We start from the raw sequence: 15,131 nt of genomic DNA on the forward strand, positions 1-15,131 counted from the left end.
TTTAACCGCTAATTCAGGCTTAGGTGTTTACTGCTGTTTCACAGCATAGCTAAGTATTTCCAAGAATCTGGTGTCCCATTTTAGTTTACCATTTAACTCATTTATACGCTGCTCATCTGAACCATATATGGCCGATAACATGGCGGCAGTTTGACTGTTTTCGGATTCCTTTTGTATTTTGATCAATACAGCGTCCCTATCATTTTCCTTACCCAGCTTTTCCAAGGACATTAGTTTGAACAAACTATTTCTAACCAAATTCGGGTTGGAGTCGCTGTAATAATCAGCAACCTTTATAAAATTGCTACTTGCCTTATCTGCATTTTGAAGTTTTTCGTGACAAAGACCCAAAAGATAGTCGGCCATTCGGGTATCCGGATTAAAAGGAGCACCCACTCCCAAGTTTTCAGGCCACTCTTTTGAGGCTTCCAATAAAGGAACGGCCTTGCTGAACTGTCCTTTGTCCATGAATTCTTTGGCCCTATAGATGTGCGCCTGATCATATATTTTTTTGCTCTCGGACGCATGTTCAAAAGGCAAAATATTCAAGCTTCCCAGTACTGTAATCGCTTTGGAATAATTTTCAGTGGACACCAAGGCCTTGGCATAGCTCAATCCTATATTGTAATTGTTTGGAAATTTTTTGAAACCCTTTTTGGCGAGCGCGGTAGCCTCATCTTTTTTATCATGGTCCAAATAGAATAAAATGAAATCATCCCAACGTTTCCAATTGCCTTGATTCAAGGTAAGGGATGTTTCAAAATCCTTGTGTAAATCCCCGTAAGGAGCATCACCCATAATCTTGGCCCTAAAGCTGTAAAAGGTGTCATTATCTGGAAGCTCCTTGCATTCCTTCAATAAATTGATGGCCTTATCTTCTAGTCCAACAGCCAAATAGTTTTGGGCCAAGTAGTATTTAAACTTCCAATGATAATGGGTAGAAACCGCCCATTCCAACACTGGTATGGTCTCCCGTCTATATGGAAAAACAAAATCAGGAGAATGGCTTGTCAATTCGGAAAGTAGTTGTTTACTCTTTTCTGAATTTTTGGAAGCATAGGCCAAATAAAGTTTTGATTTTAGGTCTGCAGCGTTTAAGTCCAATAAATGTTCTGCTGTCTGATTCTGACCCAAATTCTGGTATTCCAGCGCCAGATCCAGCAGGGTCTCTTGGGGAAACTCATTCTGTATACCTTCTGTTATGGAAGCTGAAGCATCCTTTTGGAAAAGAATTTCTTCAAAAGCCGCAAAATGGTTTATCGGACTGATCTTAAATACTTTTTTGAGCTGTTTTTTGAACGCTTCGGCATTGTTGGACTTTCTATACACCACCAATAAAACCTGTCTGGCATTTAGGTTATAGGTATTGAATGCCAAGGCTTTCTTTGCATAACTCTCAGCCTTGTCCAAATCGTTCCTGTACAGGTGTATTTCTGCCATTTGGGCAAAGGAAACCGAGCGAAATTGTATGGATCGTGCCGCCCAACCAAAAGATTCCAAAGCATTAAGCGCGTCCTTTTGGCCCCAATAAGAAATTCCCGCCAGGTAATTGGCCTCAGGGTTGTAGGTATCCAATTGTAAAGCGGTATTGGCAAATTCCAGGGCTTTGTCATATTTGGTTTTCCTATACGCTGACTCAGCAGCCAGTATCAGAGCATTGGGATGCGTTTTATCCAAAGCGAACAATTCAGCTAATTTTTCATCGGCCAATGCATATTCCCTATACTTCATGGCTTCTGTAGCTTCGTGATACAGCTGCTCTAGCTTGGAAGGCCTGATTTCCGGATTGTAAACAAAATCCCGTTTGAGCATGGTCTTGCTGACGGATGTATACTCCAGTTTATCCCCGCCTACATAAATATCTAGGGTGTCAGCATCATTGCACTCAAAAGTTTTGCTAAAAACTTCCATGGGTTGCATTTCTAGGGACTCGCTAAAAACCTCTTTCTTATTCACAAAAATTTGAAGCGGTTCCTTAAATGCCTGTAGCGCGTTAATTCCCAACCTGGCCGTCTCTCCGTTCCGTTCCACGTTTAACACTCCATATTCTGAAGCGGCTTCCATCCCTCCTATTTCTTTGATAGGAAACCAGAGTTCTTGCCAAGAATCCATCACATAGGGATCAAAGTTGGCCTGGGAAACCGGGTTTTTGGCTCCTGGGAAATATTGATTGAACAACCTGCCTGCCTGAAATTCAATATACTGACCATCGGTATCCGTCAGAAGGTCTTCCCAAATACCTCCCGATCTTGACAGTGCCCATAGCCATAATTTTTGTCCTGGCATTTCCTCATAAGGTGATAAATGTCCAAAGCCAACATTTCGGTCATGATAATAGCCACCAAAGTAATTTTTGTAATCCCCAACAATGTGATAGGATTTTGAGGGGCCAAAATTGTTGTTTTTGTACATGGCCAGATTTCTGCCCTGCTCATCAATGGGCCAATTTTTCCAGGTGCCATTATGCTCCAGATATCCATTTCCCGGAATAAAAAATTCCAAATCGTTGGTTGCAGGTGCAGCCCCGGTCATCCAGTTGTAATAGGATTGATTTAGTGGGGTTCCATTGTACCAAGAGGCATTGGTCTCAAAATAAGCCTTTTCTTTTTCCAGTTTAATTTCCACCTGCCAATACGTTCCGGATGGCAAATCCATATTACCTACAAAACAACTTACACTTCCGTCCTCGTTGGTCGCTGTTTTATAATCCACAGCAGTTGCTGTACCAGGATGATGTCCTATAATCCCAAAATTGAACTCTATGCCTCCGGAAGTCCATGGCCCTCTCATGGCTATATTCCGAAACTTGACCACCTCATTCCGATACAAAAACTCATTGCCTGTGCTCTTTTCAATGGCTCCCCAGACCTTTCCTCCTATTTCCGGTAGCACATAGACCTCTATGTATTCGTTTTCGAGCTTAACAACTTTCCATCCTTTTTTTCGTGATGTATGGTCGTATTCCTCAAACTTAAAATAGGGGAAAATTTTAGGGTTTTCCGTTAAAATGGGTACTGGGTTGGGTGCTCCAAATCCGTAGGTATCCAATTGTCTTATCTCTTCACTTATCGTGGCGTTTTGTGCCATTGTGCTCAGAGAGACAATCCATAAAAGTGCTGTTATTTTTTTCAAAATTCTAGTTTTAGTGCTAGTCTTCAGCGGTTGCTCTGTAAACTTGCACAGGTTGATTGTTTCTTGCAAATAGTAGTAGAGGAGCTTCCGAATTGCCATTGATCATTACCAAATCACGGACTTCGCCAGCTACATTGAGGCCACTTTCGACATCTGCGACAGCTTGAAAGTCTCCTTGGCCATTGCCCAACAACAAAAGCCCATTGTTGGCATCATAACGGCCATATTTAACCCTGGTTCCGTAGAAATTCCCTGCCAAAACCAAATCTAGATTTCCATCTTTGTTTACATCCTTTGCCAGAATTGCATAGATCGGCGAAAATTGGGTTTGGATAGGAAGTGGGGTGAGCTTGAACTTGCCCTCCCCAAGATTTTCCATATAACTGGTAGAAAAATTGTTGGCTTCCAAAAGGTAGGCACCTTCCAACTCCTCGGGCGAAAAAATATCGGTTATTTTCTGACTGGCATAGTCTGAGTAGTTAACATATTTGGTTTTCAATCCGGCTAGCTGTTCCACCAAATCATCTTTTGAGAATACGGGATAGCTCTCACCCATGAGGTAAGAACATAAAATGGGGTCGATAGCTCCATTATCATCAAAATCCTTGGCATACAATTGGACGGGTTCATCTGGTGAAGCTTTTAATTGCGAATTCCATCCGAAGTTGCCGATTATATAGTCTTGATCCCCATCATTATCGAAATCTCCGTCAACAATCCTGTTCCACCAGCCTTTGGAATTTTGCGTGTCGACAGCATTGTTTGCCTCTATCAATTTCCCATTCTCATTCCTAAAAAAGCGGATGGACATAAATTCGCCCACCAAAATCAAATCTTTAAGTCCATCTCCGCTAAAATCAGTCCACAGGGCATCTGTTACCATACCGATACGGGACAAATCCTTGTTTAGCTCGTTGGTACTATCCTTAAAATTGCCATTACCATCGTTCTCCAAAACATAACTTCTGGCTGCCATGGGATATTGGCCAGGTACCGATCTACCACCAACAAACAGATCTTGATCACCATCCTGGTCATAATCATAGGCTCTCACGCAGGATCCATTGGTCAGCATTTTAGGTAAGGCGGATGTCTTTTTGGTAAAGCTTCCGTTGTTGTTTATGTACAATCTGTCCTGAAGTTCTGGAGCTTCGTTTTCAAACTCATGACTTCCACTAACCACATAGAGATCCATGTCCTGATCGTTGTCTGCATCAAAAAACAATGCCGCAGTATCTTCAGATTGTTCATCATCTTTGAATGTAAGTGCGTTAGTCTCAGTAAAATCTTCTGTTTTTCGCTGTACCAAAACTTTTCCAACACTACCTTTCGCCCCACCTATAAAAATATCCTCAAGGCCATCATTGTTGATGTCTGATTTGGCAATTTTGGGCCCTTGGGTGGAAAGTTGATGAGGAATAAGCGATTCCCTCTTGAAGTCCACAAACATATTTTCGATATGGTTAAAAACCAATAAACTGTCGGAAGTTATATCAGAAAAATACTGGGTTTGTGAGGTTTCCCCAGTAGCTTCCGCGACAGCCGCATCCGTTTGCGCCAACTGTAGGGTTTGATTCGCCTTAATGGTGCTTTTTGTGGTAACCGTCCCATCAGGCCATATGACCTTTAGGTCATCTACCATCTGTACGCTTCCCAAACCAAATATTAGGGAGGGATCAACGGAAGATTGAAACCCCCTGGCAGGATACAACTCCTGATGCAATAGCAAAGTATCTGATTTAAGAATTACTTTAGCTCCTACCGCCAAGGTATTCCCTTCCTTACCTTGCAGCTGTATTTTTAAGTAGTTGTTGTTCTCTAGAAGCTCACTGTTATTGCGATAAATAAAAGCTTCATCATCTGTATTGTTGACCACCAAATCATAATCCCCATCATTGTCCAGATCCACATAGGCTGCCCCATTGGAAAGAGATTTCCCGTCCAAGCCCCAATCTGCCGTCACTTTTCCAAAAGTCAAATCCCCTTTGTTTCGGTAGGCGTAATTTTCTTCAATGGTGGAGGGAATATTTTCCAATAAATCCTTGATCGCGGTTTCCACTCCGGAATCCATTTCTTCCAAGCGCTTTTGAACCGCAAAATTCATGAAGTCCATATTGGTGTAGTCCCGTTTAACACCGTTGGTGACAAATAGATCCTTATAACCGTCATTATCAAAATCGGCAAATAGTGGTGCCCAACTCCAATCCGTGGCATGTATTCCTGCCAACTGCCCAATTTCCGCAAAGGAATTCCCTTGGTTCAAATGCAGCATATTTCGCATATACTGATGATGAAAATCAGAATCCACAAGAAATTGGTGCTTGTCGTAATTATCTGGGCCAGAGACCATTTTTTGTCTGAAGTTCCCTTCTGGAAGCATATCCAAGGTTACAATATCTGGTTTCCCATCGTTATTGATGTCTGAAATATCGGATCCCATGGAAAAATGTGAGGTGTGCCCTATAAAATCCTTTAGACTTTCGGTGAAAGTTCCATCCCCGTTATTCAAATACAAAAAGTCATGCTCATGAAAATCATTGGAAATATAAATATCCGGCCATGCGTCATCATTGATGTCACTTACAGAAACACTTAATCCAAATCCCAATACACTGGACATGATCCCTGCTTCCTGGCTGACATCCACAAATTTTCCATTGTCATTTCGGTACAAACGATCCGCATAATCAGGATATGACTTATCCCTTAGTTTATTGGAGGCATTTTTAAGGCTCGAGTACGGCTGCACGGAATGATTGAGTACAAAGACATCCATGTCACCGTCTTTGTCATAATCGAAAAAATTGCCCTGGGTCGAATATCCAAAGTCGTCCAGACCATATTCCGCTCCCCTTTCTGTAAAGGTCAAATCCCCATTGTTGATAAAGAGCAAGTTTCTCCTCTTTTCCTTGTCTTTGGCTGCCGAGCGGCAGACATAAATATCCATAAGACCATCTCCATTCACATCTGCCATTGAAGTGCCGGTATTCCAAAGCCCTTCTGCAAATACACCCGCTTTTTCGGCAATTTCCTCAAATTTAAAATCCCCTTTGTTCAGATATAGACGGCTTCCAACCATACTTCCTGTAAAGTATAGATCTTGTAATCCATCATTGTTGATATCACCAACGGCCACTCCTCCCCCATTGTAAATATTACCGTAGGTAAGAATGTTGAACTCATCCGTTTCGGTGACCAAGTTTTTAAATTTAATGCCTGTATGACTCGAGGGCATTTTGGAAAACAACTTGCTGGAATCAATTTTTTTGCATGAAACAACAATACAGAACACCAGCAGCAAAGCTTTGTAATGGGAACTCATAGATTTTGGATTGGTTTGCGTCTTTTAAGATAGTACAATAAAAAACCTGTGGGGTCGCCACAGGTTTTTTTTCTCCCCTTTTTAGAAATTAGGTCCTCCGGTATCCCACCAGAGTCGCGTTCCTATTTCATCGGGGCCACCTAACTTAGCGGTTGCATCGGCGACACCATCTGGATTGTTGGTTCGCTCGCTGTTTATAAATGTCATTCTTCTTAAGAAGTCATCATCCGCGATAACCCCCCAATCCGAGTTGCTATCGTTCTGATAGTTGAACGGAAGTTTGGGATAATCGGTTCTACGATGATCTACCCAAGGTTCCATGGAATCTGTATAAGCAGCAATCCATTTTTGCGTAATGATTTTCTCCAATTTGATTTCATTATCAGCAGCTTCATCCCAAGCAATAGTGTTAGTGATTCTGTTTGTGAATGCATTAACACCTGCATCTGCCTTTGGGTCTGTGTAATCCCATGGAATGCTGGTATTATCAGCCAGATAATCGTCAACACCACCGGCACCCCAGAGCTCAAAGGAAGTACGGACTCCCATTTCGTAGTTGGCTCCAGCATCTCCTGCTCCGGCCCAACCACGCAATGCGGCTTCTGCCATAAGGAAATATACCTCATCGGCACTGATCATTTTACGCTCCGTTACTACTGCTGGATCGTTGAAGGAAAGATCAATGGTAGAATAGCTCAAACGATCGTCCTTGGCTCCCAAAGTAGCACCGTTTCGGATGCCCTTGTATGGGAATCCTGGGTGATCGGCAACTACAGCGGGGTCAGTTGCCTCATCAAAAAAGGCAGAAACCCTTGGATCTCCATACCCACCCAAAATGGATTCCATACTCGCACTCATGCGGGTATCATTCCACTCAAAGCAGATTACAGCTGGGTGATACTTTCTTCCATAGTTGGAGATATTGAAATTCTCTGCATTGGTCAAAATTAGCCCTGCGGAATCTGCCAAAGCCTTTTCACCCTCTGCTTGCGCCTTGGCTGGATCTACTTTGGATATCCTGATGGCCAAACGAAGCCTCAAGGTGTTTGCCATCTTGGCCCAGGCGGCAATGTCACCACCATAACTGGCATCAAAAGCACTAAAGCCTCCAAAATCAGTATTAGCTTTCAAGACACCAATAATACGGTCCAAATCTGCGAAGAACGCATTGTAGAGCACTTGCTCGCTATCATATTCTCCTGTCTTTCCCAGACCAAATTCGGTGTAAACGATAGGCCCTTGATAAACCGTCAAGCGGTGCATGGAAAGAACCTTGATCAAATTGGCCAATTCGATAAACACTTCATTGCCCTCTTCTTGCGAAGCAATGTCAATTACCTGGTTGGCAGGGGCCATAACGTTGTTGTACTGAACGCTCCAGTACCTGTTCCAACGCAAGTAATAGGTCGTATTGTTCACCCCACCCACAAACGGTGTTGGAGTGGCCAAATGCCGGGCATAGGAATCATTGGTCAAATTATGGTCAATCTGAATACCATAAAGGTTTGACAACAAGCCCGGGAAGAAGGCACCAATATTGTTGAAATCCTGCTTCAATGATTCATCAGAAATCTCGTATGGATTGGTATTGGTCTCTTCAAAGTCGCTGGTACAGGCACCTAGTGCCAACACCATTGATAATACATATATATACTTCTTCATATCCATTTTTTAAAAAGTTACTTTAAGGTTCAGTCCATAATTCCTTGTAGAAGGTAGATTGAAGTTATCCAATCCAACGGAGTTTCTATTGGTACTCATGGCCAATTCCGGATCAAATGGTGCATCTTTTTTAAAGAAGAATAGGTTGTTGCCGATGAAGGCAATGGAAGCTGACTGTATGAATGGCATGTTCAATTTGGCCAAGTTGATATCATAGGCCAAAGACAATTGCGCCAATCTAATATTGGTTCTGTCATACACATAAGCTTCTCCCACACCATTACGGTCTCCGATGAAACGGAACCATTGTTCTGGATCAACGCTGGTTACAGCCGCTCCTGATGACTCCACAACACCATTCACAGCAACACTTCCAGCATCACGTGCATCCGCAGTACGCTGAGAAACTCCTGCACCGTCCAACATGGATTCAGTTTGGCTAAATACCTCGCCACCAAATACTGCATTGATCAAGGCACTTGCGCTCCATCTTCCAAAGGATACTGTATTGTTCCAACCTAAGGTAAAGTCTGGATCTAGGTTACCTATCAATTCGTAATCTTGGGTTCTTAGAGGATTACCGTTATCGTCGAATAGGATTCTTCCTTGATCGTCTCTACGGAATTTCAACACATATAAATCGTTGAATCGTCCGCCTTCAACCAATCTAGATCTATAGCCTTCAGATGATCCCAAATCAATAATCCTTTCGTCATCTGGACCTATATCCACAATCTCACTTCTGTTCCTTGTAATGTTGAAAGCTGTATTCCACTCCAAGTTGTCATTTTGAATTGGAGTACCATTCAACGACACCTCAATTCCTTTGTTTACAATTTCACCAGCATTAATGAACTTTTGGGTATATCTACCTTCAGACTCTGGATCAGATGCATCCAAAGGAACAGTAATAAACTGGTCTTCAGATTTAATATGGTAATAGGTGAAATCAATTCCCAATCTATTGCCGAAGAAACGCCAATCTGCACCAATCTCAGTACTCGTGATGATTTCCGGTTCAGCATCAGTAAACGGCTTGGTCGTATTACGTGTCAAACTTCCAACTGGATCGGAAATGCTGTTTTGAGGGTTGATCCTGTTAAAAGGCACCTCATTGGCCACCTGGGTTTGTGAAACCCTGAATTTTGCAAAACTAATGGCCTCAGGCATTTCAAACATTTCACTAACAATAGCGGTTAATCCTACGGATGGATAGAAGTAGGAATCATTTCCTGTAAGTGCCAAGGTCGAAGCCCAGTCATTTCTTCCACCCAAATCCAAGAACAGCATTTCTTTATATCCCAATGTGGCATTGGCAAATAAACCTTGCTTCTTGATAACTCCATTGGTTACCGAACGAACTGGTGTCTGAGTCAAGGCCAAATTCTGGAAATTAAATTCATTTGGATAAATGAGTCCGTTACCACTACTTGGAGTAACCCGTACACCATCTCCATAATCGGTTTCCGTGTAACTACCTCCCACAAGTGCCGTTAGACTAAAGTCATCAGATAAATCGGAATCATAAGTCAAAATAGCATCAGTATAGATCAAACGATCTTCGTATTTGTGGTAATCCCAAGTACCATTGATATTAACATTGGTTGGGTTGGAAGTAGCAGCGTGCTTTTGCTCCCTTGTAACATTGGCATAATCGTAATTACCCCTAACCTGAAGGTTAAGCGCTTCCGCCAACTGATAGTTCAAGGTTAAATTGGCAATCACCCTTCTGTTGTTCTGATCTCTTGGTTGGTTGTTTATTATCCAATACGGATTTGACTGATGGTGATCATTTACAAACCAGTTTTGAGCCATTAGATTTCTACTTTCGTCAAAAATCTGGTAGTTGACCCTAGTATCTTCAAAATCACGATTCCTTGGGAAGAAATAAAGACCCGTTAATGGGTTAAGGTAATATCCTGAAGGCAATCTGTTTTCTGAATTCTCTATGGACAAGATAATGTTCGAACTTACGGTCAACTTATCATCCAATAGTTTGGTAGATTGTTTAAAGGATACATTATTTCTAGAATAAGTATTATCTGGAGTAATCCCGGTTGCTGTGGTATTGGAATACGAGAAATAAGCCGTAGTCCTGTCGTTTCCACCACTAACGGAAAGTGAATTAATAAAATTGGCTCCTGTGGAAAAGAAATCGTCCACGTAGTTACTGGCATAGTTACCAGGAGTTGTATCCCAGCTTTCTTTCGCTTCACCTACTGCACCATACTTAAATTGAAGGTCCGGTGTCTCAATAATACTTTCAAAGGTAACACCAGAGTTCAGGGATACCGTAGTTTTTCCAGCTTGTCCTTCTTTGGTGGTAATCAAAACCACCCCATTTGCACCGGCACTACCATAAAGTAGGGCGGCGTTTGCTCCCCTAAGGATACTGATACTTGCAATATCATCTGGGTTTAAGGCTGAAATACCGTCTCCGGAATCAGTTCCACCCCACATACCGGGCTGTCCTCCACGATTGTTTGCCAATGGAATACCATCGATTACAAATAAAGGGGTACTGTCCCCAGTCAAAGATTTGTTACCTCTCAGTACAATTTTGGTGGATCCACCAGCTCCTGAGCTACTTTTCTTAATTTCCACACCAGCAGTTTTACCGTTGATACTGTTAAGGAAGTTTACATCTCTTGTTTTTGTAATCTCATCGGCGCTTACAGTTTGTTGGGCATATGTCAGGGTTTTTTCTTCCCTTTTGATACCCAAAGCGGTTACCACCACTTCTCCTAATTGCTCAGCGTCTTCACCCATAGATACATTAATGGTTGATTGTCCGCCTACAGCAACTTCTTGAGCAGTGAAACCTAAGGAAGTAAACACTAGTACTGCACCACTTGAAACCGAAATGGTATAGTTTCCATCAAAATCGGTAGATGTACCGTTTGATGTTCCCTTTTCCACAACGTTTACCCCAGGTAAAGGTGCTCCCGTGTCATCTGTAACGTTTCCTGTCACGGTTTGTTGAACGACTTTTTCAATAATTTCGGGAGCTGCTTCCTCTAGTCTTGGCGTCACAGCAATAGTGCTGTTCATCCTTCTAAAATTCAAGGAAGCTTCTTTACTTATCTGCTCCAACAAGTCGTACACGGAATGGGTTCCCAGGGCAATTTGGAACTTTGTTCTCCTGTTCACATCATTCTCGTCGTAATTGAATTTGAATGCAGATTGGTTCTCGATTTCTTCAAAGACATCCAATACCTTCACCTCTCGGTCTGAGTTCCACTCAAGGTAGGTGTCCTTCATACTTTGCGTATACCCCTCATTAGCCATTGCAAAATAGCAGAACACCATTTGCAAAATAAATATCCTAGAGAGCATAGCGACTGTTTTAGATAGTTTAAATTTCATACTTTTACATCGGTTTAGTTGATATACTTTAATTGAACTTTTGATGATAAGTTTGTCTCCATCGAAAGTGCCATTTTCTTTGGAGCAAACTTATTTTTTACGGGTAGCTTTTCATTTTCATACGTTTAAGTTTTAGTGGTTATTATTTCAAATTGTTTAAGTTCCATTTTTCGCTACTTAAAATAGATTGTTACTTCCCTTTCATCTTCCTCATCTATCCTATATGAGAATTTTTCCACAAAGGCTATCCTTGCCAAAACGCTCTCCAAACTTTCGCTTGGAAATTCACCGGTATAGGTAACGCGTCGGTTCAGATTGCGAACAGTAATGTTAACATCGTACCAGTTTTCCAAGGTCTCCTCAATTTCATCAAAACTGGCGGCCTTAAAGACCAATGTTCGCTTGGTCCACTTATAAAAGTCCATATCGGCATAGGCCGAAAAGTTAAGCTCCCCATCTTCTGAGGTAAAAGTGGCTTTCCCTCCTGGGCTGTCAATAATCCCAATTTTCTTGTCCTCGAGCACAGGGGCTACCGAGATTTTACCTTCCACCAATCCAACTTCCACTTTCTTTCCCTTGTGCGCCTTCACATTAAAAGCAGTACCCAAGGCCCTGGTCACCAATCCATTGGATTTAACCAAAAAAGGTTTGGTCGGATCCTTTTCAACCTCAAAATAGGCCTCACCTTCCAAGTAAACCTGCCTTTCATTGACAAATCTGGAGGCATATTTGATCCTACTATTATTATTAAGGTATACGGTTGTACCATCGGGAAGGGTAATCCTTGATTTTTTTCCTCTCAGGTTTTCTTTTTCCAAATAGGTAATGGACTGGGTGGTAGGTAGCAACTCTGTTGATGCGGACATCCGCATTCCTATAACCAGACCGAAGAACAGCAATCCACATGCCACCAAGGGAAGAACAAAGGACATTAAACTATTCCCGTTACTTTTTGGAATAAGATTTCTTTTGCCCAAAATGGACGTTAAAAGCTGCTCCCTCGCCTTATCATCCAACTCATTGTCCAGATGAAAGCTAAGGGAAAGAAGAATCTCCTTGGCCGCCAATACCGTATCTCTTTTAGAAGGGTTAGCAGCCAACCAGTTTTTCCAGAAAAAATGTGAAGATCTATTTGGTTTAGTTACCCAATCCCGAAATTCAGAATCGGCTAAAAAATCCTCAAGTTCATACTCGTGATAATCCATTTGGTGTTCTCCTGTATTATAAAGACTTAAGAAAAGGTTAAATGACATCAAAAAAAATTGCCTTTTTTGCAAAAATTTAAGAATTAAGTTGTCAATTTATATGTTTCCTTAATGTTAACTATTGATTATTAGGCAACTACAGTTTTTTTATTGGAAATAAAAAAAATTGCTTGAATTTTGAATTAAATGGCGCTGAACAACGCTTTAACCTATTTTTTTGGGTTCCCCCAAAATTTCAACCTGTTTTTTCAGCTCGGTCAGGGATCTATAAATTAAGTTTCGGGCCGCCCTTACACTGGCAAAACCCATTACATCCTTTATTTGGGCGTAGGTAAGGCCATTATAATAAAGGTAATATATAGCCTCTCTTTGCCTTCGGGTAAGTTTGTTCAAGGAATCTTGGATCAATTTTATTTGATCCGACTCAAAGCGTCTATTGATCAGGACACTTTCATGTGATGGGGTTAAATGGAACGCGTAGGGTGTTGCCGAAAAATTCAAGGTCATATTCTTCTTCCGCTTTTTCTGTTCGGATAGAATGTTGTTTCTATAGCATTTTATGAGAAATGCCTTCGCTGAAACTACTTTATGAAGTTTGCCCCTTTTTTCCCGGATCTTAATAAACGTTTCCTGTAATACATCTTTCAGTAATTCCGTATCTCCGGAGAATTGCCGGCCAAGATTGTACAACATGTGGAAATAGTGATTGTAGATCTTTACAAATGCAGCTTCGCTACCATCACAAAACAATTTCCATTCCTTGGAAGCATCAAAGTTACAGGTATCCGATTTTGTTTTCGAATTGCCCGTTATCCGATGAATTTTTGCAGCTGCACTTAAGTTAGGTGGAGCCATGTTAAGTTAGTTAGTTGTGGTTGTTCAAGTTTGTTGTTCTCTAAAGTCTTCCTCCGTATTATTAGGATGCTTTATTGACGACCTACTTTGAACACATTTAAGGTACTCAAAAAAAGGTCATCAAAGTTCAATTTTGCTATTAGTTTTACTATTTATGTTTTCAGTTGGGGCTTTAGCGCCCAATTTTTCTTTCACTTTTTCCAATTCTTTCAGTAGCTCCCCAAGCTTTTCAGGATGTGACTCTGCCAAGTCGTTCTGCTCCCCTATATCCTCCTTTAGGTTGTACAGTTCCACCTTATTCCCCTCATAGAATTGAATCACTTTCCAATCTCCTTTTCTTAGGGCGCATCCAGGAGTCCAAGCGCTCCCATGATAGTGCGGGAAATCCCAAAAAAGCACATCATGAACCTCCTCTGCACCATTCTCCCATAACCCGCTTAAATCTACCCCATCTTGGTGTTGTTCCGGTCTTGCCTCCAGTTTCAATGTGCTAAGAACTGTGGGATATAAATCCATACTATTGACCGGGGTTTCGATAACCATACCATTATCACTGTTTGGTTTTTTGATAATCAACGGAATCCGGATGCCACCTTCATAGGCCCATCCTTTACCGGCTCGCAAGGGCAGAACATCTGTGGGTGCTACCCAATTTGCATTTGCTACGGTTGACAAACCTCCATTGTCCGAAGTAAAAACCAGTAGTGTGTTGTCCATCAAATTCAACTCCTCCAATCGATCCACAATCCTTCCAACATTTTCGTCCATGGCATATACCATGGAAGCATATTCCGCATTGGTTTGGCCTTGGGTCGTAAAGCCTTTTCCCTCATTTGCAATACGGGGAATGGAATCGGCAAGGGACTGTCGTTTTATTCGGAACTTTTCCAAATGTCTTTTACTGGCTTGAATAGGCGTGTGTACCGTATATAAGGCTAAGTACAACAGAAACGGATTCTCCTGATTGGCTTCCATGAATTCCAAGGATTCGTCCACCAATCTATCCGTTAAGTAATCTCCTTCGGGACCATCAGAAAGTTTGGGATTATTATAGGGTGAGTAATACCCTCCCGGGGGTTGCCCCATGTGGTGCCCTCCCTTGTTTATGTCAAATCCCTGGTCTTCCGGAAAAAACCCTTCATCACCTAAATGCCACTTCCCGGCAAAAAAGGTCTGATAGCCTTCTTGCTTCAGGGCTTCCGCCCAAGTCGTTTCTTCCAAAGGCAATTGATGTAAGTCATCGGGGCCCAAAAGTGTCCGGTCCTTGGGGTCAAATCCTGGAATCCAATCGGTGATTCCAACCCGTGTAGGATGCTTCCCTGTCAAAATCGCGGCCCGAGTTGGGGAGCAGACAGGACTTGCGGCATAGGCGTTTGTAAATACGGCACTTGATTGGGCTAGTTTGTCAATATTGGGAGTCTCGTAAAATGTACTGCCATAACAGCCCAAATCTTTCCAACCTAGGTCATCCACCAAAATAAACACAACATTAGTCTTTTTGGCCACTGTATTTTGGTTCGGTTTGCACCCAACCAACAATGCCATAAGACATATTGTTATTTTGATGGATTTCATTATCATTTTCTTGT

Annotated in this window: 7 protein-coding genes; all 7 read right to left on the reverse strand. The window is 41.9% G+C overall.

From position 1 onward, the window contains the following. Nucleotides 1-27: 27 nt before the first annotated feature. Nucleotides 28-3,132: a DUF5107 domain-containing protein gene (locus ACRHOZ_RS02685; protein WP_431122074.1), complete on the reverse strand. Its 3,105-nt coding sequence runs from the start codon at nt 3,130-3,132 to the stop codon at nt 28-30. Between the two features lie 16 nt (nt 3,133-3,148). Continuing rightward, complete coding sequence (locus ACRHOZ_RS02690) at nt 3,149-6,454, reverse strand: VCBS repeat-containing protein (protein WP_431122076.1); 3,306 nt, start codon at nt 6,452-6,454, stop codon at nt 3,149-3,151. A gap of 81 nt (nt 6,455-6,535) precedes the next feature. After that, nucleotides 6,536-8,116, reverse strand: coding sequence for a SusD/RagB family nutrient-binding outer membrane lipoprotein (locus ACRHOZ_RS02695; protein WP_431122078.1), 1,581 nt, complete (start codon nt 8,114-8,116; stop codon nt 6,536-6,538). A gap of 9 nt (nt 8,117-8,125) precedes the next feature. Continuing rightward, complete coding sequence (locus ACRHOZ_RS02700; RefSeq protein WP_431122081.1) at nt 8,126-11,482, reverse strand: SusC/RagA family TonB-linked outer membrane protein; 3,357 nt, start codon at nt 11,480-11,482, stop codon at nt 8,126-8,128. A 173-nt stretch (nt 11,483-11,655) separates the two neighbouring features. Next, entirely contained in the window at nt 11,656-12,735 is a 1,080-nt protein-coding gene (locus ACRHOZ_RS02705) for a FecR family protein (protein WP_431122083.1), read from the reverse strand. A gap of 156 nt (nt 12,736-12,891) precedes the next feature. Then, a complete protein-coding gene (locus ACRHOZ_RS02710; protein ID WP_431122085.1) occupies nt 12,892-13,542 on the reverse strand; it encodes an RNA polymerase sigma factor in 651 nt (216 codons plus the stop codon). Nucleotides 13,543-13,662: 120 nt separating this feature from the next. Then, a complete protein-coding gene (locus ACRHOZ_RS02715) occupies nt 13,663-15,117 on the reverse strand; it encodes a sulfatase (RefSeq protein ID WP_431122088.1) in 1,455 nt (484 codons plus the stop codon). Nucleotides 15,118-15,131: the final 14 nt, after the last annotated feature.

Origin of the sequence: Flagellimonas flava, from assembly GCF_050617915.1 — a bacterium.
Lineage (GTDB): Bacteria > Bacteroidota > Bacteroidia > Flavobacteriales > Flavobacteriaceae > Flagellimonas > Flagellimonas flava_A.